The sequence below is a fragment of the Bacillus sp. FSL K6-2841 genome (genome assembly GCF_037976435.1).
GTDB lineage: Bacteria > Bacillota > Bacilli > Bacillales > Bacillaceae > Bacillus > Bacillus pumilus.
The window spans coordinates 2,619,965-2,640,719 of the sequence record NZ_CP150266.1 but is presented as its reverse complement, the minus strand read 5'-3'; the positions used below and the strand labels follow the sequence as shown (position 1 = coordinate 2,640,719).

At 42.5% G+C, this 20,755-nt stretch carries 21 protein-coding genes; 18 read left to right on the top strand and 3 right to left on the bottom strand.

Features of this window, described 5'->3' with window-relative positions:
- The first annotated feature begins 1 nt into the window (after position 1).
- The 3 genes from MHH68_RS13410 to MHH68_RS13400 all read left to right on the top strand — a co-directional run bounded on the left by MHH68_RS13410 (position 2) and on the right by MHH68_RS13400 (position 2,972).
- Positions 2-937 (top strand): hypothetical protein, encoded by a 936-nt coding sequence (locus MHH68_RS13410; RefSeq protein WP_058015033.1) that lies wholly within the window; start codon positions 2-4, stop codon positions 935-937.
- A gap of 48 nt (positions 938-985) precedes the next feature.
- On the top strand, positions 986-1,915 hold the full coding sequence (locus MHH68_RS13405) for a YegS/Rv2252/BmrU family lipid kinase (protein WP_339163510.1): 930 nt from the start codon (positions 986-988) through the stop codon (positions 1,913-1,915).
- Between the two features lie 256 nt (positions 1,916-2,171).
- A complete protein-coding gene (locus MHH68_RS13400) occupies positions 2,172-2,972 on the top strand; it encodes a phosphotransferase family protein (RefSeq protein ID WP_186306825.1) in 801 nt (266 codons plus the stop codon).
- Here the strand turns inward: MHH68_RS13400 and MHH68_RS13395 are convergent.
- Positions 2,969-3,244, bottom strand: coding sequence for a YtzH-like family protein (locus MHH68_RS13395; RefSeq protein ID WP_061409164.1), 276 nt, complete (start codon positions 3,242-3,244; stop codon positions 2,969-2,971). The genes MHH68_RS13400 and MHH68_RS13395 overlap by 4 nt on opposite strands.
- A gap of 188 nt (positions 3,245-3,432) precedes the next feature.
- Here MHH68_RS13395 and trmB point away from each other — a divergent pair, with 188 nt between their 5' ends.
- The 3 genes from trmB (at position 3,433) to MHH68_RS13380 (ending at position 6,808) form a co-directional block, all read left to right on the top strand.
- Complete coding sequence (gene trmB, locus MHH68_RS13390) at positions 3,433-4,074, top strand: tRNA (guanosine(46)-N7)-methyltransferase TrmB (protein ID WP_339163507.1); 642 nt, start codon at positions 3,433-3,435, stop codon at positions 4,072-4,074.
- A 114-nt stretch (positions 4,075-4,188) separates the two neighbouring features.
- Complete coding sequence (locus MHH68_RS13385; RefSeq protein ID WP_339163504.1) at positions 4,189-5,037, top strand: MBL fold metallo-hydrolase; 849 nt, start codon at positions 4,189-4,191, stop codon at positions 5,035-5,037.
- 73 nt (positions 5,038-5,110) lie between these two features.
- On the top strand, positions 5,111-6,808 hold the full coding sequence (locus tag MHH68_RS13380; RefSeq protein WP_339163502.1) for an NAD-dependent malic enzyme: 1,698 nt from the start codon (positions 5,111-5,113) through the stop codon (positions 6,806-6,808).
- A gap of 43 nt (positions 6,809-6,851) precedes the next feature.
- Here the strand turns inward: MHH68_RS13380 and MHH68_RS13375 are convergent, their stop codons facing one another.
- The gene (locus tag MHH68_RS13375; protein WP_003217759.1) at positions 6,852-7,166 is read right to left on the bottom strand and encodes a PepSY domain-containing protein; all 315 of its coding nucleotides are present in this window, start codon (positions 7,164-7,166) and stop codon (positions 6,852-6,854) included.
- Between the two features lie 199 nt (positions 7,167-7,365).
- Here MHH68_RS13375 and MHH68_RS13370 point away from each other — a divergent pair, with 199 nt between their 5' ends.
- On the top strand, positions 7,366-8,439 hold the full coding sequence (locus tag MHH68_RS13370) for a M42 family metallopeptidase (protein WP_144462542.1): 1,074 nt from the start codon (positions 7,366-7,368) through the stop codon (positions 8,437-8,439).
- Positions 8,440-8,481: 42 nt separating this feature from the next.
- On the opposite strand, the gene MHH68_RS13365 is transcribed toward MHH68_RS13370, so the two are convergent.
- Positions 8,482-8,928: a YtoQ family protein gene (locus MHH68_RS13365; RefSeq protein WP_058015040.1), complete on the bottom strand. Its 447-nt coding sequence runs from the start codon at positions 8,926-8,928 to the stop codon at positions 8,482-8,484.
- A 200-nt stretch (positions 8,929-9,128) separates the two neighbouring features.
- Here MHH68_RS13365 and MHH68_RS13360 point away from each other — a divergent pair, with 200 nt between their 5' ends.
- The 11 genes from MHH68_RS13360 (at position 9,129) to ccpA (ending at position 20,717) form a co-directional block, all read left to right on the top strand.
- Positions 9,129-10,157, top strand: coding sequence for a PTS sugar transporter subunit IIC (locus tag MHH68_RS13360; protein ID WP_061409149.1), 1,029 nt, complete (start codon positions 9,129-9,131; stop codon positions 10,155-10,157).
- On the top strand, positions 10,144-10,464 hold the full coding sequence (locus MHH68_RS13355) for a thioredoxin family protein (protein WP_003217665.1): 321 nt from the start codon (positions 10,144-10,146) through the stop codon (positions 10,462-10,464). The genes MHH68_RS13360 and MHH68_RS13355 overlap by 14 nt, the downstream gene beginning before the upstream one ends.
- 19 nt (positions 10,465-10,483) lie before the next feature.
- Positions 10,484-11,296 carry a DUF1444 domain-containing protein gene (locus tag MHH68_RS13350; protein WP_144462546.1) on the top strand — a complete coding sequence of 271 codons (813 nt, stop codon included), beginning with the start codon at positions 10,484-10,486 and terminating at the stop codon, positions 11,294-11,296.
- A 16-nt stretch (positions 11,297-11,312) separates the two neighbouring features.
- Complete coding sequence (ytpR, locus tag MHH68_RS13345; RefSeq protein WP_044142204.1) at positions 11,313-11,918, top strand: YtpR family tRNA-binding protein; 606 nt, start codon at positions 11,313-11,315, stop codon at positions 11,916-11,918.
- 196 nt (positions 11,919-12,114) lie between these two features.
- Entirely contained in the window at positions 12,115-14,868 is a 2,754-nt protein-coding gene (locus MHH68_RS13340) for a DNA translocase FtsK (protein WP_339163497.1), read from the top strand.
- 303 nt (positions 14,869-15,171) lie between these two features.
- Positions 15,172-16,470 (top strand): UDP-N-acetylmuramate--L-alanine ligase, encoded by a 1,299-nt coding sequence (gene murC, locus MHH68_RS13335; protein WP_058015043.1) that lies wholly within the window; start codon positions 15,172-15,174, stop codon positions 16,468-16,470.
- 225 nt (positions 16,471-16,695) lie between these two features.
- Complete coding sequence (locus tag MHH68_RS13330) at positions 16,696-17,115, top strand: DUF948 domain-containing protein (RefSeq protein ID WP_058015044.1); 420 nt, start codon at positions 16,696-16,698, stop codon at positions 17,113-17,115.
- A 26-nt stretch (positions 17,116-17,141) separates the two neighbouring features.
- The gene (locus MHH68_RS13325; RefSeq protein WP_058015045.1) at positions 17,142-17,612 is read left to right on the top strand and encodes a YtxH domain-containing protein; all 471 of its coding nucleotides are present in this window, start codon (positions 17,142-17,144) and stop codon (positions 17,610-17,612) included.
- Positions 17,613-17,645: 33 nt separating this feature from the next.
- The gene (gene ytxJ / locus MHH68_RS13320) at positions 17,646-17,969 is read left to right on the top strand and encodes a bacillithiol system redox-active protein YtxJ (RefSeq protein WP_003217729.1); all 324 of its coding nucleotides are present in this window, start codon (positions 17,646-17,648) and stop codon (positions 17,967-17,969) included.
- Positions 17,970-18,187: 218 nt separating this feature from the next.
- Entirely contained in the window at positions 18,188-19,264 is a 1,077-nt protein-coding gene (locus MHH68_RS13315) for a bifunctional 3-deoxy-7-phosphoheptulonate synthase/chorismate mutase (protein WP_058015046.1), read from the top strand.
- 451 nt (positions 19,265-19,715) lie between these two features.
- On the top strand, positions 19,716-20,717 hold the full coding sequence (gene ccpA, locus MHH68_RS13310; RefSeq protein ID WP_061409141.1) for a catabolite control protein A: 1,002 nt from the start codon (positions 19,716-19,718) through the stop codon (positions 20,715-20,717).
- The last annotated feature ends 38 nt before the right edge of the window (positions 20,718-20,755 follow it).

Below are 20,755 nucleotides of genomic sequence, written 5' to 3'. Positions count from 1 at the left end.
GATGGCGCAAATTATTAAAATTCAAGATTATATATCACGATATGAACAAGACCCGCATCACTACATCAATCAATTCATTCGCTTGAAAAAGCAAAGGTGGGACGAGTTAAAAAAAGCTTCTAAAGAGAAGACGCAGCATTCATTTGACCAAATCTCTGAACAAGTGCCTGAACAAGAGGAGGAAAAGAGAAAGAAATTCTCCTTAAAGAGAAAGCCGAAAGCAGCCGATATGAAGAAGGAACGGGACCTGAGTCTTTTTAACGAGCCAACAGATATAGAGCAAGGTGTCTTTACAAACGTTCCTACAGATGAAACGAAGCTCATTCATTTTTTTAAAGATCATCTATATGATGTTCAATTAAAATGGGCGAGCTCGACGATTTCCCACATTTCGACTGTTTCTCATCATATTCGGTATGATGAAAAGCTGCGCATGCTTGCTAGACAGCTTCCGGATTCATATTTTGTGATGTACAAACCGGTGCTGCTCATTCAAAAAGCAGAGATGGAATTATGTCCAGTTCTCATTACGCCGCTGGAAGTGATTTGTTTATCCTTCTTAGAGGCAGAGCCTGACAGCGTATATATCGGAACGAAGGAACGTTTTTGGGAAAAGCGGGCGAATGGGAAAGCGGTTCAGTCCGTTTTGAATCCTTGTGCAGGCCTTCTACGCTCTGGCACCGTCGTGTCAAAGATTTTACAGCAAAGCGGAGTCGATCTTCCTGTGAAAAAAATCCTGATCAGCCGTACCTCTTATATTGACTTACCGGAAGTTCCATACGGGATGGAGGTTGTCGATAAGAAGAAGGCGGAAGATTGGTTTGAAAAGCAGCGGAAAAATACCGCGCCGACAAAGCATCAGCAATTTAAGGCGACAAAGGCATTGCTTGCTTATGGTGAATCAGACAGCAAAAGAAGGCAGGAATGGCTCGATTAAAGGCATAATGGATGGTCACGAAAAACGAGACCTGAGTGGAGCTAATATATGAATGAATGGTACTTTATCGTTAATCCAGCAGCAGGACATGGAAAAGGACTTCGTACATGGAGGAGCATAGAGAAAGAACTACAAAAGGTGGAAATCTCATATCGATCGTTTCTCACCCAGCATGAAGGTCATGCAGAAGTATTGGCAAGACAAATTAGCGCCATGCAAGATGACAGGCTGAAGCGCCTGATTGTCATTGGCGGTGACGGAACCATTCATGAAGTCCTGAATGGCTTAAAGGAAATGGAACATGTGCAGCTAAGCTTTGTTCCCGCCGGTCATTGGAATGATGCGGCGAAGGGTCTTGGCATCCATCGTCAAGATGTCCTAAAAGAAGTGAGAAAGCAAAAGAGAATGCTGACCAAAACATTTTCTCTCGGCTCCTTTCAAGATCACGCAGAAAGCGCGCAATCCGTTCTCTTTCTCAATCATATCGGTGCCGGGTTTGATGCGCATGTGCTAAGGAAAACAGTGCATTTTAGAGGGGGGAAGTGGCTGAAACGGCTGGGGCTGGGGTTTATCATCTACCCGCTGTCATTTCTCCATTCTTTATGGTCCTTTAAGCCGTTCGACCTTGCACTGTTTATTGAAAACGAGAAAAAGGTCTTTCGCCAAGTGTGGTTTGTGATTGTTTGTAATCACCCCTATTACGGAGGCGGGCTGGAAGCAGCACCAGAAGCGAGCGCGAGACAGCCAGGCTTTCAAACGCTCGTTGTCACAGATTTGAATCCATTCAAAGTGCTCTTGTTTCTAAGTGCGATGGTGTTTCGTAAGCACCTTGGAATGAAGGGGGTTACCCTGTTTCAGCACGAGGAAGCGTACTTGGAGGCAGACGGAAAAATCTTATTTCATGCAGATGGAGAAGTGATCGGTGCAACGCCTGTTTTTGTGAAGGCGAGTGATCGCTCTTTAAAATTACGTGCTTAAACCATGTCTCATGAATGTCCTAGTCATAAGGTTCTTGTCCTGATTTTCTAGTTTTGCTTGACGAGTATAAGAAGGTAACGATAAAATCTATAGGACGGCTATTGTTTAGCATCTCATTCTCAATAGCTGTCCTTTTTGTTTTTATGATCATATAAATAAAAAAAGAAACAGCCTATTGACCTTCAATCGGCTGAATTTTGTCGACTAAAAAAGCACGATTTAAAATATTTTAAGAAATGATGGGTTGAAAATTGATATGAACTGGTTGGGACAAATATTAGGTAGCGAATGGCACATCTCTCCTGCTGGAGGCGCTACGGGAGATGCGTACTTCGCAACACACAATGACCAAAAGCTATTTTTAAAACGCAATACGTCACCGTTTCTTGCGGTTTTGTCAGCTGAAGGCATTGTGCCGAAGCTTGTCTGGACAAAACGGATGGAAAATGGGGATGTCATCACTGCGCAGCACTGGCTGAGCGGCAGAGAGCTGAAGCCAAAGGACATGAATGACCGTCCTGTCGCAGAGCAGCTAAGAAAAATTCATACATCGAAAGAATTGCTTGATATGCTGAAACGATTAGAGAAGCACTCTCTAGACCCAGCATCCATTCTGAAGCATTTAAAACAGTCCATATTAAAAGAGCAAATTGATTCTTCGGACATCACACGTGCCATCCAGTACTTAGAGAAGCATGTGGAGGCAGTTCAATTTGAAGACAAGGTCGTGTGTCATTGTGACCTCAATCATAATAATTGGCTGCTGACAGATGAAAACCAGCTTTACTTGATCGATTGGGATGGGGCGATGATTGCTGACCCAGCCATTGATCTTGGACCACTTTTATACCATTATGTTGAAGAAGAGAACTGGGAAAGCTGGCTCTCAATGTACGGTGCCCCGCTGACGGACAATTTGCGAAAACGTATGGCTTGGTACGTCCTCGCTGAAACTGTATCGTTTGTCGTGTGGCATAAAAGAAAAGGGAATGAAAAAGCGCAGCAAGAAGTGCAAGCGGAGCTGAGCGCACTTTTACAGCGGTTAAACATTCATTAAGAGAGAGGAATATTCTCGACCCACTCTGACAAATGCGATTGATGCGCCTCAATATGTGCATCAATTGAACTGACAGAGGTGCCCTTTTGGCTGTAATCATAAATATCTGTTAATAATTGACGAATATCGGCATCAAGGTCTTCTTTTGCCAGCATTAATTGAATCACGCGTCCCACCTGTTCATATTCTGCAACAGTCCCGCAGCAATCCAGCTGGTGATCGGTTAAAATATCTTTGATTAATTGAAGCTGATGTTGACGGTTTAATCCCATACGTATGCTCCTTTTCTGCGTGTCATTTATGTGGTTAAACTGTGCATTCAGCGCCCAATTTATACATGCGGCAGACCAGCTCAAGCGAAGGGCTGGTCTTTTTCGTATGCGCATAAAGATGCCGTCTTGCGGGTCTTTATGTTTCATGGTATCTTGATAAAATGTAAAGAAAATAGAGGTGTATCAAATTGAGAATGCGACATAAACCATGGGCTGATGATTACTTAGCTGAAAATGCTCATATTGCCTTAGCTAGCCCCGAGCAATATAAAGGGAAATGGCATGAGCTGTTTGGAAATGATCATCCAATCCATATCGAAGTTGGCACAGGAAAAGGGAGCTTTATCGCTGGAATGGGCAAGCTTCATCCTGATATCAACTATATTGGCATTGAATTATTTAAAAGTGTCATTGTGACAGCAGTAGATAAAATCAAAGAGACAGATGTTGAAAATGTAAAGCTTTTGAACATTAATGCGGAAACGCTGACAGATGTGTTTGCGGAAAATGAGATTGACCGGGTGTATTTGAATTTCTCTGACCCGTGGCCAAAAGCAAGGCATGAAAAGCGCAGATTGACGTTTAAAGCCTTTTTAGAGCGATATGAACATATTCTCCGTCCAAGCGGTGAGTTGCATTTCAAAACAGATAACCGCGGGTTATTTGAATATTCCTTAAAGAGCTTTTCTGCATATGGACTTCTTTTAACGTATGTAAGCTTAGATTTACATAAGGACGGACTAGAAGGAAATGTGATGACGGAATACGAAGAGAAATTCTCGTCTATGGGACAACCTATCTATCGATCAGAAGTGAAATTTCCAGAATAACAAGTGACATCAAGCTGGCTGCAAAAAAATTGCAGTCAGCTTTTTTCATGAAAAGATTGATGCATGCGATTTTCAGCTGTATTTGCTACGATAGAAAAAGGAGGGATGACAGCAATGGAGACAATGAAAATAGGTGACATGGAACTGTTTTGGTTAAACGGGGGAGATACACACATGGACGGCGGTGCGATGTTTGGTGTGGTGCCAAAGCCGTTATGGTCAAAAAAATACCCGGTGAACGATCGCAATCAAATTGAACTGCGGTGTGACCCGATCCTCATACGGTGGAATGGTCTCCATTTTTTAGTGGATTCCGGCATCGGATCAGGTAAGCTGACGGATAAACAAAAACGCAATTACGGCGTAACAGAAGAGACGAAATTGGAAGAGTCACTCGCGGCACTCGGTCTGCAAACAGCAGATATTGATTACGTCTTAATGACGCATCTTCACTTCGATCATGCAAGCGGATTAACAAAACGTGAAGGAGAAAAACTCGTGTCTGTTTTTCCGCAAGCAAAAATCATCACATCCAAAATTGAATGGGATGAAATGAGGGCACCTAACATCCGTTCAAGAAATACATATTGGAAAGAAAACTGGGAGCCAATCGCAGATCAAGTGGTGCCATTTGAAGAAAGCATCGAAGTAGTAGAAGGCATTGAGCTGCATCATACAGGCGGTCATAGCAATGGCCATAGCATCTTAACGCTCACAAGTCAGGGCGAAACAGCGATTCATTTAGCTGACATCATGCCAACGCACGCTCATAAAAATCCATTATGGGTCTTGGCTTATGATGATTATCCAATGACCTCGATTCCAGCTAAGCAAAAATGGCAGGCATTTGCAGAAGAAAAAAATGCGTGGTACTTGTTTTATCATGATGCGATTTACCGCGCTGTTAAGTGGGATGAAGATGGGCAAATCGCACATGAAGTTAAAAGAGAAACAGGAAGATAAAAGATCATCTGCATGTTTTTTCGCCTTTCACACAAAATAACGACAAAATGAACTTGTGAAAGGAAGAGTGCAGGTGAACCAATCTTATCGTGTACATGGTGATGTCATTGAAACACCATTAAGAGGGATGGAAGTCATGTCCGTCCCTTATTTAAACAAAGGGGTTGCATTTACGAAAGAAGAGCGGGAAGAGCTTGGTTTAAAGGGGTTTCTACCGCCTAAAGTTTTAACATTAGAGGATCAGGCAAAGCGTGCGTATGAGCAGTTCAAGGCACAGCCGGATGAGCTTGGAAAAAATGTGTATTTAACATCACTTCACGACAGAAACGAAGTGCTTTTTTACAAATTACTAAATGAGCACTTGGCAGAGATGCTGCCGATTGTCTATACACCGACGGTTGGAACAGCCATTCAGCGTTATAGCCACGAGTATCGAAAGCCAAGAGGGCTTTATTTATCAATTGATGACTTGGAAGGCATGGAAGAGATATTTGCCTCTTACGGTGTGGATGAATCCATTGACTTAATCGTTGCGACAGATGCAGAAGGCATTTTAGGTATTGGAGACTGGGGTGTTGGCGGTATTGCCATTTCAGTCGGGAAACTTGCTGTTTATACAGCTGCAGCAGGCATTGATCCTAGCCGCGTACTGGCCGTTGTGCTTGATGCGGGGACGAACCAAGAAAGTCTCTTGAATGATCCGCTTTATGTTGGAAATCAGCATTCTCGCGTTCGAGGAGAGCGTTATGATCAGTTCATCGATCAATATGTAGAGCTTGCCCGCGCAACCTTTCCAAATGCACTCCTACACTGGGAAGACTTTGGGACAAAAAATGCACGAGCTATATTGGAAAAATATAAGGAACGAATTTGTACATTTAATGATGACATTCAAGGGACTGGAGCTGTTTCACTTGCTGCGGTTCTGGCATGTGCAAAAGCTTCAAAGGTTCCGCTGAAAGACCACCGAATCATCATTTTCGGAGCGGGTACTGCAGGGATTGGCATAGCGGAGCAGATCCGTGATGCGATCGTCAGAGACGGAGTCAAAGAAGAGGAATCATATGATCATTTCTGGTGTATTGATAAAACAGGATTGCTTACAGATGATTCGCCTGATATTCAGCCATTTCAAAAGCCATATGCAAGACGTTCTGACGAAGTAAAGGATTATGCCCGTAATGGCCCTAAGCATTCCATTGATTTATTAGAGGTCGTCAAACAGGCAAAACCAACGATCTTAATTGGCACCTCGACAGTAGGGGGAGCATTTACAGAGGAAATTGTAAAAGAAATGGCGTCGCACGTAGAGCGCCCAGCGATTTTACCGATGTCGAACCCAACACCTCTTTCAGAAGCAAAGCCAGAAGATCTCATTGAGTGGACAGAAGGACGCGCCCTCGTGACAACAGGAAGCCCATTTGATCCTGTCGAATATGGCGGCGTCACATATGAAATTGGGCAAGCGAATAATGCTCTAGTGTTCCCAGGGCTTGGTCTTGGAACGATTGTGTCTAAAGCACGCCTCATGACAGACAGCATGTTTGTTGCGAGTGCTGAAGCGATTGCCAGCATGGTCAATGTCGGAAAGCCGGGTGCAGCGATGCTGCCGAGTGTTGATCAGCTTCGAACCGTTTCAGCGACAGTAGCTGTCCGTGTGGCGCAAGCAGCGATTGATGAAGGAATTGCAGAGGAAACGCCTGAGGACCTTATTCAGGCTGTACAGGACGCTATGTGGCATCCTGTGTACAAAAAAATCAAAGCCATATAAAAAAGAAGCTTCGCAAGGACACACCTTTGCGAAGCTTTCTTTATCAAGCCACAGAATCAATGACATCCACAATCATGCCTGTTTTGGCATCAATCATGACTTCGTACTGTTCAAGCTCCCCAAAGGCTGAGCGAGTAATGCCAGATTTGTACACATCAATCGTTTCACCATTTACGGTATACGGTTCTGGTACAGTATAAATCCAAGAGCCATCAATCGGGCCGCGCTGTTTAAAAGCGGATTTCACAATTTTTAATGCTTTTTCAGACGAGATATACGTAGGGAAAAATACTTTCTTTGCAACAATTGCAGCGGCTACGCCAATACTCGCACCAATCAGAACATGTTTTAACTTCAACGTGCTGCACCTCCGTATTGCTGTTTTTTCCATTATACAAAACTTGTCCATTGATGTTAAGGAATCCGAATAGTTGAAAGCATATTCAAAATTTCTGGAGAGATACTTGGAAAACCGAAAGAATTCTTATAGTATAAAGTGAGTGTTATTTTTATAGGAATATATATGGTCATTACATAGAAACGAGGTAAATCGTAGAATGAATGAAGAAACGTTGTCGCTTTTCCGAAATTTAACAGAATTACAAGGCACCCCAGGTAATGAACACCATGTGCGTGCTTTTATGAAAAAGGAACTTGAGAAATATTCTGACGAACTCATTCAGGATCGTCTTGGCGGTGTGTTTGGGGTACGCAAGGGACCAGAGAACGCACCTAAAATCATGGTGGCTGGTCATATGGATGAAGTGGGATTCATGGTTTCATCCATTACGAAGAATGGGATGATACGCTTCCAAACACTCGGCGGCTGGTGGAGTCAAGTCATGCTGGCACAGCGTGTCGACGTTCATACCGATCACGGGCCAATTCCTGGTGTCGTCTCTAGTACACCGCCTCATCTTCTGACTCCAGAACAAAAAAGCAAACCTGTGAAACCATCAGACATGCTCATTGATATTGGGGCAGACAGTGAAGAAGAGGCAAAAGAACTTGGCATTCGCCCAGGACAGCAAATCGTGCCTGCAACAGTCTTTACCCCTATGGCGAATCCTAAAAAGATCCTAGCAAAAGCTTGGGATAACCGCTATGGCTGCGGACTTGCGATTGAATTATTAAAAGAAATAAAAGACGAACCACTTTCCTGTCATCTGTATTCAGGTGCAACGGTTCAGGAAGAAGTAGGGCTTAGAGGGGCAGAAGCAGCTGCGAATATGATTCAGCCAGATCTGTTCTTTGCTTTAGATGCAAGCCCTGCAAACGATGTGACAGGTGACAAAACACAATTCGGCCAGCTTGGCAAAGGTGCACTTCTGCGTATTTTTGATCGAACCATGATTACGCACCGCGGGATGAGAGACTTTGTGCTCGATACGGCTGAGTCAAACAGTATTCCATACCAATACTTCGTATCACCAGGTGGTACGGACGCTGGACGTGTGCATATTTCAAACCAAGGCGTGCCTTCTGCTGTCATTGGAGTGTGTGCTCGCTACATTCACACAAGTCATTCAGTATTGCATGTGGATGATTATGCAGCGGCAAAAGAATTAATCGTCCGTCTTGTGAAAAACTGTGATCAAAGTACAGTGGATTCTATATATCAACAAGTTTAAATGTAAACAAAAGGCTGCCTCTTTCAAGAGAGCAGCCTTTTTTTATTGCTGTTCAAACACGTAAGATAATGCTTTGATCGCTTGGTTCACGGTTTCCACAGTGATATTCGCTTTATTTGATAGTTCCTTTAACGGATGGTGCAGTTCTTTTGGACGGATCAAAATGAGAGGTTTCCCTTTAGCGATGGCAGCAGATGCATCCATTGCCGTGTTCCACTGTTTATATTTCTCACCAAAGCGGGCAATGACGATGTCTGCTTTGTTTAATAGGATCTCAGTACGGAAATTATTCAAATCAGAAGCAGCATCATCTTTGAAAATGGCATTTGGCTGCTCACCTAAAATGTCCTCACCAATGTGATCGGAGCGGTCATGATTCTCCATTGGACCAACAAATGTTACTGGCAGTTTCAATGATTGGCTTTTCTCCTTGATTTCATCGCGCCACTGGCTATGAATTTCTCCTGCTAAATAGACGGTTAGTTGCATAACAATCTCCTCCTTTTGTACAAACTTAGTAAAGGTTTGCCCTGTTTCTTTTCATGTTACACAAGAAGTGCTTGATAAAGCAAAAAAAATATGATTATGATATTCATGGTAGAGACTATTTTTCATCGTAAGAATACTACATATAATGGGAAGGACAGGCCTCTTCGTCTTTCCTATGAGAAAGCAGGAAGACGACGTTGATGACTTATTTGAAAAGAAAGGGAATCTCCCTTTCGCCAAAAGTGTACTTCATTGATGCACTCTCTTATATGGCTTTAGGTCTATTTGCTACACTAGTAGTAGGTCTGATTTTAAAAACAGCAGGCGGTCTGTTATCACTTCCGCTCATCATCAAAATGGGAACACTCGCCATGGGGCTCATGGGACCAGCGATCGGTGTAGCCGTTGCGTACCGGTTACAGGCATCTCCTCTGATCATTTTTGCAAGTGTTGTCTCAGGTGCTGCAGGAGCAGAGCTTGGTGGACCTGCTGGAAGCTTTGCCGCAGCATTAATTGGTGTGGAAATCGGTAAGCTGGTCAGTGGTGAGACAAAAATTGATATCATTTTGACACCGCTTGTTACCATCATCACTGGTTTTTCCACCGCTGCTTTGATCGGTCCTGGGATTGAAGCCATGATGACAGGGCTTGGCAGGCTCATCATGTGGGGGACTGACCAAAGTCCGCTGATCATGGGCATGCTAGTCGCAACCATTGTTGGACTTGCCCTCAGCTCACCGATTTCAAGTGCTGCGCTTGCGCTCATGCTTGACTTAAACGGTCTTGCTGCTGGTGCTGCAACAATCGGCTGCTGCGCTCAAATGGTCGGCTTTGCCGCTGCGGGCTTTAGAGAAAATCGTTTTGGCGGTCTTGCCGCTGTCGGTATTGGCACATCAAAATTGCAGCTGCCGAACATTGTGAAAAATCCCCTTATCCTTATTCCGCCGACGATAGCGGGCCTCATTCTCGCGCCAATTGGTATCATTGGCTTTGGGATGGTCAATAATGCGGCAGGGGCAGGAATGGGAACGAGCGGCCTCGTTGGACAGCTCATGACACTGACCGTTATGGGATTTCATCCATCCGTTTTTCTGGCGATCGCTCTTTTGCATATCGTTGGCCCAGCAGTGATTAGTTTGGTAGTATCAGAATGGATGAGAAAGAAAGGCTATATACAATTCGGAGATTTAACCATACAAACTGGAGGAATGAAACATGAAAAAAATTGAATCAAATGAAGAATTACAAAAAGTGATTCAAGAAGACTTAACAGTATTGCTATTTTCAGCGGACTGGTGCCCGGACTGCACCTTTATCGAACCATTCTTGCCAGAGCTTGAAGCAAACTACCCAGAATTTGAGTACTTCTATGTGGATAGAGATCAATTTATTGACACTTGCGCAGAGTGGGAAATTTACGGCATTCCAAGCTTTTTAGTATTTAAAAATGGACAAGAGATTAACCGCTTTGTCAGCAAGGATCGTAAAACGAAGGAAGAGATTGAAGCATTTTTAACAGATTCTCTTTCTAAATAATGAAAGGAGAGTCTAAATCATGGCAAAAATGACATCAAGACAGCTTGCGAACGAACTCAAAAGTCGTCTGACAAATGACAGCTGGTTACACCAGTTTGACCGAGAAAAAGATACGCTTCGTATTGAAGATAAACAAACAGGTAAAGGAATCACACTAGAGCTCCCGCCAATCATTGCAAAGTGGGAAGTAAAGCCTGATGAAACATTGGATGAGATCGTTTATTATGTGAAAGAGGCGCTAAGTGCCATGAAAGGCGAAGCGCAGCACATCTCAGGAAAAGAAAAGCAAATTTATCCGGTCATTCGATCCACATCCTTTCCGGAGACATCAAGTGATGGCATTCCGCTCGTTTTTGATGAGCATACAGCTGAAACGAGAATCTACTATGCACTTGACCTTGGAAGCACCTACAGATTAATTGATGAAAAGATGCTTCAAAAGGAAAACTGGACAAAAGAACGAATTAGGGAAACTGCAAGCTTCAATGTCCGCTCACTTGAAACTGTGGTGAAAATGGATGAAGTGGCAGGCAACCGGTTTTATTTCTTCCGTGCAAATGACGGATATGATGCCAGCAGACTTTTAAATGAATCGATTTTACAAGAGTATGCGCAAAAAATAGAAGGACAGATGGCCATTTCTGTCCCCCATCAAGATGTATTCATCATTGCAGATGTTCGCAATGAATCAGGCTATGATATTTTAGGACAGATGTCGATGAGCTTCTTCGCCAGCGGCACGGTTCCGATTACCGCATTGTCATTTTTATATGATGAGGGCAAACTTGAACCGATCTTTATTCTTGCTAAAAGCAGACCAAAACAGCAGTAGAAGGGAATTTTGAAGAATGAACGTTTTTTATAATGCAGAAGGTGTAGGCGACACACTCCTTATTTCCTTGAAAGATGTGACGAGAGAAGAAGTAGGTCATGAGACGTTTGGAGATGTCGTAAGAATCTTCAATCAAGAAACAAAAGAAACAACAGGCTTTAATATCTTCAATGCATCTACTTACATGAAAATTGAAGAAAACGGATCTGTACCGCTTTCTGAAACACTTGTTCAAGATATCAACGAAATTTTAAACCGCAACGGTGTCAGTGAAACGTTGACTGTCGATCTATCACCAAAATTTGTTGTCGGTTATGTAAAGGAAAAAGAAAAGCATCCGAATGCAGATAAATTAAACATTTGCCAAGTGGATGTTGGCGATGAAACATTACAAATCGTGTGCGGTGCACCAAACGTTGATCAAGGGCAATATGTCGTGGTTGCGAAGGTTGGGGCAGTGATGCCAAGCGGTTTAATCATCAAAGATGCTGAGCTAAGAGGTGTTCCATCAAGCGGTATGATTTGTTCAGCAAAAGAACTAGATCTTCCAGACGCGCCTGCTGAAAAAGGGATTCTTGTTCTAGAGGGAAGCCATCAAGCTGGCGAACCCTTTCAAGCATAACCTCCCATAAACGGGCACATCAGAGCGAAGAATGTGTTATACCAAAAGTCACTAAGTACGTACTTAGTGACTTTTTTTCATCTACAGACAGTACAAATAGCAAGGAGCGGCACTTTTCTCGCTTTTCTGCATGAAAAAGCAATGGTATACTAAAAATCGCCCAAGAAAACGTAAGGGGAGTTAAAGTGAGTGATAAATGATGAGTTGGTTAGATAAATTTTTTAGTGTATTTTTAGGAGAAGAAAAGAAAGAAGAAAAAGCTGTGAGACCTGAGGAAGGTCCAGTTGCACCAAAGCAACCAGTTTTTGAACAGCATAAAGAATATAAAAAAATTGAAGATACAAAAGTCTATTATGAATATCCAGCAGGAAACTTCCGCTTTCCGCTCGTTCCAGATGAACCTCAGCGAGACGGAGTAAAGCAGGAAAGAAGACGCCCGAAGCAAGGCCACCCAAAGGCCAAGCAGAAGACCTATGAGTCAAAACAAACGGTGCAGCCTGACATTCATAAAAAGCCATTCAAACCAGAGCAAATTCCGTCACCAATCTATGGCTATCATCAGGATATGCGTCCGAAACGAACAGAGACGAAAGAAGAATCATCTTCTGTTCAAATGAAAGCAGTAGAAACAGCGCAGCGAGTCACCCTGTTATCAGAAGAGGCAGAGCGTGAACGAAATGTCAGACAGCAAATGAACATTCCGTCAATACGGAAAGAAAATCGTATGGAAGAAACAGTTCCAGCCCCAGCCCCAGCAGAAGAAAGAGTGGACATGCAAACAGACGTGACCCCGCTTACTTTGCAAGAGGAACTCGCTTATCAGGATCACGTTCAATCGACGATGGAGCGTTTAAATGACGAGTCTTTCATTCAAACAGAGGAAAAAGAGCCAGTCTTTTCTGAGTCTCAAGACCATATTGAAGCTGACTTACATAATCAGCAAGCCGAAGTGTATCACGAACCGCCGGTAGAGTCTGAGCTGATACAGGATGTTTCCAGTGAAGACGAAGAAATAAAAGATGAGCCAGTAGAACAGTTTGTCGATCATACAAAGGAAATAGAACCGTTGACATTCGAAACAGCGGAAGATACGCATCCAGCAATTGAAATGGAAGTAGACATGCCGGCAGAAAAAGTAGAGGTACTAGACGACATCTCAGCAGAACCGGTCGAGGAAATAGAAACTGATTCCACCAAAGACCATCAAGAAGAAGTGCCAGCGGCAGCATTGGAAGAAACTGAGCCAGCTGCCGAGCATGATCTGCAAGAAGATCAAATGTTAGAAGAAGCGGAAATAGTAGAAGATCAAGTGATGCCAATAGAACAAGCAGCAGACGAACAGACCGCTGCTGAACGAGTAGAACCTGTCATAGAGCAGCAAGAAAAGCCAGAACAATTGCATGAAGTGATGGAAGAAAAACCGAAACAGACATCTCCTCAGACAGAGCGTGCAAGCGGACAAACCTCAACGGTTCCTTTTAACGTCATGATGTTAAAAAGTGATCAGCGTGTGCAAGGACAAAAGAAAGCAGCAGATGCCCAAGGTTATGTGTTTCCAAGCCTCGCCCTATTAGACGTACCTCCAGCTCAAAAAGAAGAGGACGGGACATGGGTGAAAGAGCGGGCAGAGCTGCTCAATGCCACGCTGAAAAATTTCAATGTCAGAGCAAGTGTCGTTCATGTCACGCAAGGCCCTTCTGTGACGAGGTTTGAAGTACATCCAGAACCAGGTGTCAAAGTGAACAAAATCACGAACCTGTCAGATGATATTAAACTCAGTTTGTCCGCAAAGGATATTCGAATTGAAGCACCGATTCCAGGAAAGAACACGATTGGGATCGAAGTGCCGAACCTTCACAGTAAAATGGTTTTCTTACGAGAGATGATCAGAAGCAGTGCGTTTAGAGACAATCCATCTCCTTTAACAGCAGCACTCGGATTAGATATCTCAGGACAGCCTGTTGTCGTTGATCTGCAAAAAATGCCGCATGGCTTAATTGCTGGAGCAACCGGTTCAGGAAAAAGTGTCTGCATCAATACCATTTTAGTGAGCTTAATGTTTAAAGCGTCACCAGATGAAGTGAAAATGCTGTTAATTGACCCTAAAATGGTCGAATTAGCGCCTTATAATCATATTCCGCATCTTGTGAGTCCTGTTATTACCGATGCCAAGACAGCGACAGCTGCTCTGAAATGGGTAGTGGATGAAATGGAAAGACGCTACGAACTGTTTGCGCATTCTGGTGTGAGAGAAATCAAACGATTTAATGAGCTTGTCAAAGAAAAACAAATGGGTGAAAAACTACCTTATCTTGTCGTGGTGATCGATGAGCTCGCTGATTTAATGATGGTCGCACCAAACGAAGTCGAAGAAAGCATTTGCCGAATTGCGCAAAAAGCAAGGGCGTGCGGCATTCACTTATTGATTGCCACACAAAGACCTTCTGTTGATGTCATCACAGGTCTGATTAAAGCCAATATTCCAACAAGAATTGCTTTCTCTGTCTCAAGTCAGGTAGATTCTAGAACGATCATCGACATGGCAGGTGCAGAAAAGCTTCTCGGAAAAGGAGACATGCTCTTCTTAGAAAATGGCTCTGGCAAGCCGACGAGGCTGCAAGGAAACTTTGTATCAGACCGCGAGATCGATCAAGTAGTGGCACATGTTAGAAAACAGCGTAAGCCAGTATTCCTTTTCGAACAGGAGGAATTAATGCTCCAAGGCTCTGCGATTACAGATGAAGACGAATTGTTTATGGATGCCTGCCGTTTTGCCATTGAGCAAAATAGCGCTAGTACATCGAGTTTGCAGAGAAGATTTAGAATTGGCTACAATCGTGCAGCCAGATTGATCGACATGATGGAACGCGAGGGCATGATCTCTGGTGCAAAAGGCAGTAAGCCAAGGGAAGTCCTTATGACACTGAGTGACTTAGAACAGCTGATCTAAACAAAATCACTTCATTTTTTTCATAAACATGGTATGATAGCACATAGGTGCAATTTTGGAATTGGACGCTTTTCGCATGCCTGTCAAAACGCTTTTTTATGTAAAATGAGCGAAAGCAGGTGTTAGAAATAGGAAAGTTGTCGGATACTAATCATAGTTAATATTGATTAGAATAGGAAGATCGGAAAAAATCTTTATTTGGAGCTGCGATCTGTGACCCGCTAGAGGCGAAAATCACAAGTTGCAAATTGAAATGAGCGTCATATACTGTAAGTCAGATAGACGTTTGTTGGAGGTGCAATTATGACTGTTTATCATTTTGTTGGAATAAAAGGGACAGGTATGAGTCCACTGGCCCAAATTCTTCATGATACTGGGTATACTGTCCAAGGATCGGATATCGAAAAACATATCTTTACACAAAAAGCATTAGAAGAACGAAATATTAAAATTCTTCCTTTTGACCCAGATAATATTCAGCCAGGGATGACCGTCATTGCAGGTAATGCATTTCCTGATACACACCCTGAGATTGAACGTGCCCTTTCTGAAGGGATTCCTGTCATTCGTTACCATAAATTCCTTGGAGAATACATGGATTCATTCACAAACGTTGCGATTACTGGTGCTCATGGTAAAACGTCAACAACAGGACTGCTTGCCCATGTGATGCAATCAGCGAAACCAACTTCATACTTAATCGGTGATGGATCTGGTATGGGGAAAGAAAACAGCGAGTATTTTGTATTTGAAGCATGCGAATACCGCAGACACTTCCTCAGCTATCATCCAGACTATGCGATCATGACCAATATTGATTTTGACCATCCTGATTATTTCTCGGACATTGACGACGTGTTTGATGCGTTTCAAAACATGGCGCTTCAAGTGAAAAAAGCCATTATCGCTTGCGGTGATGACGAGCATCTGCCTAAGATTCAAGCGAAGGTACCTGTTGTGTACTACGGTTTCAATGAAGAAAATGATTTCCAAGCACGCAATGTTGTAAAAAACACGGAAGGTACTACATTTGATGTGTTCGTGCGCAATACGTTTTATGATACCTTCTACATTCCTGCCTATGGAAATCATAATGTCCTTAATTCATTAGCTGTCATTGCATTATGTCACTATGAAGCCATTGATGTAGAGCTCATCAAAGGGGCACTAACGACATTTGGCGGAGTCAAACGCCGCTTTAATGAAAAAGTAGTCGGTGAGCAGGTTTTAATTGACGACTATGCCCATCACCCAACGGAGATTGAAGTCACAATTGAAGCAGCACGCCAAAAGTATCCAGACCGTGAGATTGTGGCTGTTTTCCAGCCTCATACGTTCACTCGTACACAGCAATTCTTAAGTGAATTTGCTGACAGTCTAAAGAAAGCGGACTATGTATACCTATGCGATATTTTCGGTTCAGCCCGTGAAAACATTGGGAAGCTGAGCATTGAAGATTTACGAGAAAAAATTCCGCAGGCCCAATTGATTGCAGAAGAAGACACATCTGTGCTGAAAGCGCACGAAGATGCGATTCTGATCTTTATGGGAGCAGGAGACATTCAAAAATATTTGCGTGCTTATGAAAAAGTCGCTGTATAAATACTTAAACGAAAAGTGCCGTTTTGATCGGCACTTTTTTTATTTTGAATAAAATGTGACAAAGGGGCTAATTGTGTCAACATCTGCCGCATTTTTTCGTTCGCTGTGGACAGGAATCGGCGAATAAGTGTAGAATTATTATTCAAACGGTCATTCTAGGCGATGTTTGAATGATACAACGAGAGGGTATTGAATTGAATATGCCCGCAGCAAAGGAGGTATCAGATGATTATTATTCTATATCTAAGCGTTGCACTGATCGCAATTGCTTTCCTCATTCTTGTCATCTACTTGTCCAAAACATTAAAATCCTTACAGCTGACATTAAAGAATGTCGCATCAACTTTAGAAGGTCTTGAAGGTCAGATGCAAGGGATCACCACAGAGACAGCACAGTTGCTACATAAGACGAATCAGCTTGCTGAAGATATCCAAGACAAATCGGCAAAACTCAACACAGTTGTGGATGCGGTGCAGGGAATTGGCGGCTCGATTAACCAATTTAATTCAAGCATAAAGCAGGCAGCTGGTGCGGTTTCTTCATCCGTTGAACGAAATCAAGAAAAAGTCACGGATGTGGTAAGCTGGAGTAACGCAGCACTTGAAATTTATAAAAAGTGGAAACAACGAAAACACCAAAAATAAACCATTTTCGCATAGGAGGAATAATCATGAGCAAAGACGGAATCAATAGCAAAGACTTTTTGATCGGAACACTTATTGGTGGCATTGTGGGTGCAACAACAGCCTTATTTTTAGCACCGAAGTCAGGGAAAGAGCTTCGCGATGATTTGAACACCCAAGCGAATGTTTTAAAAGAAAAAACAGATCGACTCACAACAGATGCAAAAGAAAGAGGCACTGAATATGTGACGATTGCGAAAGATAAAACGTCTGAATTGTCCCAACTGGTGGCAGAACAGTCAAACCAAATTTTAGACAAAGTGAAAGACATAAAAGAGCGTGCAGCTGGAAAAGCTAATCATGTGAAAAGTGAAGCAGAAGATGCGGCAGCTGACCTAGCAAGTGAAGCATCAGATGTAGCAGATGAAGCAAAAGTACGAGCACAAGAAGCGAAATCAGAAATTGAAGATGGCATAAAAGATGTCAAAGAAAAAGTAGAACAATCGACTAAAGGCTAACTCTTACTGCACAGAGTGAAGAAGGAGAACATCATGTCAAAACAACTCATTGAAACAGAAGAACAGTTTGATCAACTAACGAATCAAGATGGGACCTTTGTCTTTTTTAAGCACAGTTTGACATGTCCGATCAGTCAAGCGGCTTTTCAAGAGTTTGAAGCATTTGCGTCTGCACATGAAGACGTGCCAACTTATTTCTTGCAAATTCAAAACACAAGGGAGCTTTCATCCTATGTGACAGAAAAGTCGGGGGTAAAGCACGAAAGTCCTCAGGCACTCGTCTTTAGCGGTGGAAAAGTAAAATGGCATGCATCTCACTCAAGCATTACAAAAGAAGCGCTTGAACATAATGTGTAAAAGAAACGTCAGCAATTGCTGACGTTTTTTTTATAAAAAAAGGTTTACTTCAATCAAAACTATGCTATAATCTTACACATAATACTTTATCACTTAAAAGCGTTTGGGTAATAAAGAAAATTTTCGTGACAATTCCGAAATCTTTGTTTATAATAAACCCTATCATGAGAGAATGAAATAATAAAAAGCGAGAGCGGGCAGAGGAAAGGATGACAAAAATGAGCAACAATGAACTAGAACAATTGAGACAGCAAGCAGATGAACTAAATCTCCAAATTTTAAAACTGATCAATGAAAGAGGAAACATTGTAAAAGAAATTGGAAAAGCGAAAGAAGCGCAAGGTGTCAACCGTTATGATCCTGTCAGAGAGCGCACAATGCTAAACCAAATTCTTGAAGAAAATGATGGACCATTCGAAAACTCAACGATTCAGCATATTTTCAAAGAGATTTTCAAAGCAGGTCTAGAACTTCAAGAAGATGATCACAGCAAAGCACTTCTTGTTTCTCGTAAGAAAAAACCAGAAAATACAATCGTAAATATAAATGGAGAAGCGATCGGAGATGGGAAACAGCGCTTCATCGTTGGACCATGTGCTGTTGAAAGCTACGAGCAAGTCGCAGAAGTGGCGGCAGCAGCGAAACAGCAAGGACTAAAACTTCTTCGCGGAGGAGCATTTAAACCTCGCACAAGTCCATACGACTTCCAAGGACTTGGTGTAGATGGTCTAAAAATTCTAAAGCGTGTAGCGGATGAATACGGTCTTGCTGTCATTAGTGAAATCGTCAATCCTGCTCACATTGAAGAAGCGATTGAGCATATCGATGTTATCCAAATCGGTGCACGAAACATGCAAAACTTCGAACTTTTAAAAGAAGCTGGATCTGTGAAAAAACCTGTTCTTTTAAAACGCGGTCTTGCAGCGACGATTTCAGAATTCATCAATGCAGCTGAATACATCATCGCCCAAGGAAATGATCAAATCATCCTTTGCGAGCGCGGTATCCGCACATACGAAACAGCGACAAGAAATACACTAGATATTTCTGCTGTGCCAATCTTGAAACAAGAGACACATTTACCAGTCTTCGTTGATGTGACGCACTCAACTGGACGTAGAGATCTTCTCCTTCCAACAGCGAAAGCAGCTCTTGCGATTGGAGCAGACGGTGTCATGGCAGAAGTGCATCCAGATCCATCTGTTGCTCTATCTGACTCAGCACAGCAAATGGACATTCCACAATTCGAAAAATGGTTAGATGCGTTAAGACCACTTGTTAACATTCACGCATAATCATAGATAGAAAAGCCGCCGGATGACTGCCCGGCGGTTTTTCTATGGAGTAAATAGGATAAAGATTGGGAATGAAAGGAAAAGAGCACATTGCAAGCCTCAAACGTGCTTGTTCACAATGTTTTCATTTTTAAAATTCAATACAATCTGCTAAGATCATTGTCATAGCTAACGTTCTCGACGGTTTTTCATGAAATATGATTCAATTTACAGGTAACAAGCTCATTAAAGTTTGTTTAATTTAGTTATAAAAAGAAAGGGAACGTTTTCATATGATGAAAAAACGTGTATAATTTCATAAAAGAATGTCATTTTGATGTAGATTGAAAAATTATGTGTCTCTTTTCATCGTTTTAATGACAAATAGGATATTATTTTCCTCGTATCTGACATGTCTCTATCCAATTGGTGAATGCTATAGATATGAAGTGTATTTGAAGGAGTGATTTATGTGAATAATGTTACAATATATGATGTAGCAAGAGAAGCAAATGTAAGTATGGCAACGGTATCACGAGTAGTGAATGGGAATCCGAATGTAAAACCAACAACAAGAAAAAAGGTACTTGAAGCGATTGATCGTCTTGGCTACCGTCCGAATGCTGTGGCACGAGGCCTTGCAAGTAAAAAAACAACAACGGTCGGGGTCATCATCCCTGATATTTCTAGTATCTTCTATTCGGAGCTTGCTCGCGGAATTGAAGATATCGCCACAATGTATAAGTACAACATCATTTTGAGCAACTCAGATCAAAATACCGATAAAGAGCTTCATCTATTAAATACTATGCTAGGTAAACAAGTAGATGGGATTGTCTTTATGGGCGGAAACATCACAGATGTGCTTGTTGAAGAATTTAAGCGCTCTCCTGTGCCAATTGTTCTTGCAGCATCTGTTGAAGAGCAGGCTCAAACACCATCTGTCAACATCAACTATGAGCAAGCGATTTATGATTCAGTACAACTTTTAGTTGAAAAAGGACATAAGCGAATTGCCTTCGTATCTGGCCCAATGTCAGAACCGATTAACTCTATGAGAAAGCTTGCAGGTTATAAACGTGCGCTTGAAGAAGCAGGCATCGCATTTGACGATGCGCTCGTCGCTGAAGGCGATTACTCTTATGATTCTGGAATTGAATCACTTGCTCATCTACTTGAGCAGTCTGATAAGCCGACAGCTGTTATTGCGGCTACAGATGAAATGGCGTTAGGTGTCATTCATGGAGCACAAGATAGAGGCGTATCGATTCCTGAGGATTTAGAAGTGATTGGCTTTGATAACACGAGACTTTCTCTCATGGTGCGTCCTCAGCTGACAACTGTTGTTCAGCCGACGTATGATATTGGCGCTGTCGCAATGAGACTGCTGACGAAGCTGATGAACAAAGAGCAAGTGGATGAACAAATTGTGGAACTTCCACACCGAATTGAAGAAAGACAATCAACAAAATAAAACGAAAAAGCAGGCTTACACATCAGTGAATGCCTGCT

What these genes read in the sequence shown, in the direction of transcription:
- MHH68_RS13410 (WP_058015033.1), top strand. Translation starts at nt 2, where the DNA reads ATGGCGCAAATTATTAAAATTCAAGATTATATATCACGATATGAACAA.
- MHH68_RS13405 (WP_339163510.1), top strand. Translation starts at nt 986, where the DNA reads ATGAATGAATGGTACTTTATCGTTAATCCAGCAGCAGGACATGGAAAA.
- MHH68_RS13400 (WP_186306825.1), top strand. Translation starts at nt 2,172, where the DNA reads ATGAACTGGTTGGGACAAATATTAGGTAGCGAATGGCACATCTCTCCT.
- MHH68_RS13395 (WP_061409164.1), bottom strand. Translation starts at nt 3,244, where the DNA reads ATGGGATTAAACCGTCAACATCAGCTTCAATTAATCAAAGATATTTTA.
- MHH68_RS13385 (WP_339163504.1), top strand. Translation starts at nt 4,189, where the DNA reads ATGGAGACAATGAAAATAGGTGACATGGAACTGTTTTGGTTAAACGGG.
- MHH68_RS13370 (WP_144462542.1), top strand. Translation starts at nt 7,366, where the DNA reads ATGAATGAAGAAACGTTGTCGCTTTTCCGAAATTTAACAGAATTACAA.
- MHH68_RS13365 (WP_058015040.1), bottom strand. Translation starts at nt 8,928, where the DNA reads ATGCAACTAACCGTCTATTTAGCAGGAGAAATTCATAGCCAGTGGCGC.
- MHH68_RS13360 (WP_061409149.1), top strand. Translation starts at nt 9,129, where the DNA reads ATGACTTATTTGAAAAGAAAGGGAATCTCCCTTTCGCCAAAAGTGTAC.
- MHH68_RS13355 (WP_003217665.1), top strand. Translation starts at nt 10,144, where the DNA reads ATGAAAAAAATTGAATCAAATGAAGAATTACAAAAAGTGATTCAAGAA.
- MHH68_RS13350 (WP_144462546.1), top strand. Translation starts at nt 10,484, where the DNA reads ATGGCAAAAATGACATCAAGACAGCTTGCGAACGAACTCAAAAGTCGT.
- ytpR (WP_044142204.1), top strand. Translation starts at nt 11,313, where the DNA reads ATGAACGTTTTTTATAATGCAGAAGGTGTAGGCGACACACTCCTTATT.
- MHH68_RS13340 (WP_339163497.1), top strand. Translation starts at nt 12,115, where the DNA reads ATGATGAGTTGGTTAGATAAATTTTTTAGTGTATTTTTAGGAGAAGAA.
- murC (WP_058015043.1), top strand. Translation starts at nt 15,172, where the DNA reads ATGACTGTTTATCATTTTGTTGGAATAAAAGGGACAGGTATGAGTCCA.
- MHH68_RS13330 (WP_058015044.1), top strand. Translation starts at nt 16,696, where the DNA reads ATGATTATTATTCTATATCTAAGCGTTGCACTGATCGCAATTGCTTTC.
- MHH68_RS13325 (WP_058015045.1), top strand. Translation starts at nt 17,142, where the DNA reads ATGAGCAAAGACGGAATCAATAGCAAAGACTTTTTGATCGGAACACTT.
- ytxJ (WP_003217729.1), top strand. Translation starts at nt 17,646, where the DNA reads ATGTCAAAACAACTCATTGAAACAGAAGAACAGTTTGATCAACTAACG.
- MHH68_RS13315 (WP_058015046.1), top strand. Translation starts at nt 18,188, where the DNA reads ATGAGCAACAATGAACTAGAACAATTGAGACAGCAAGCAGATGAACTA.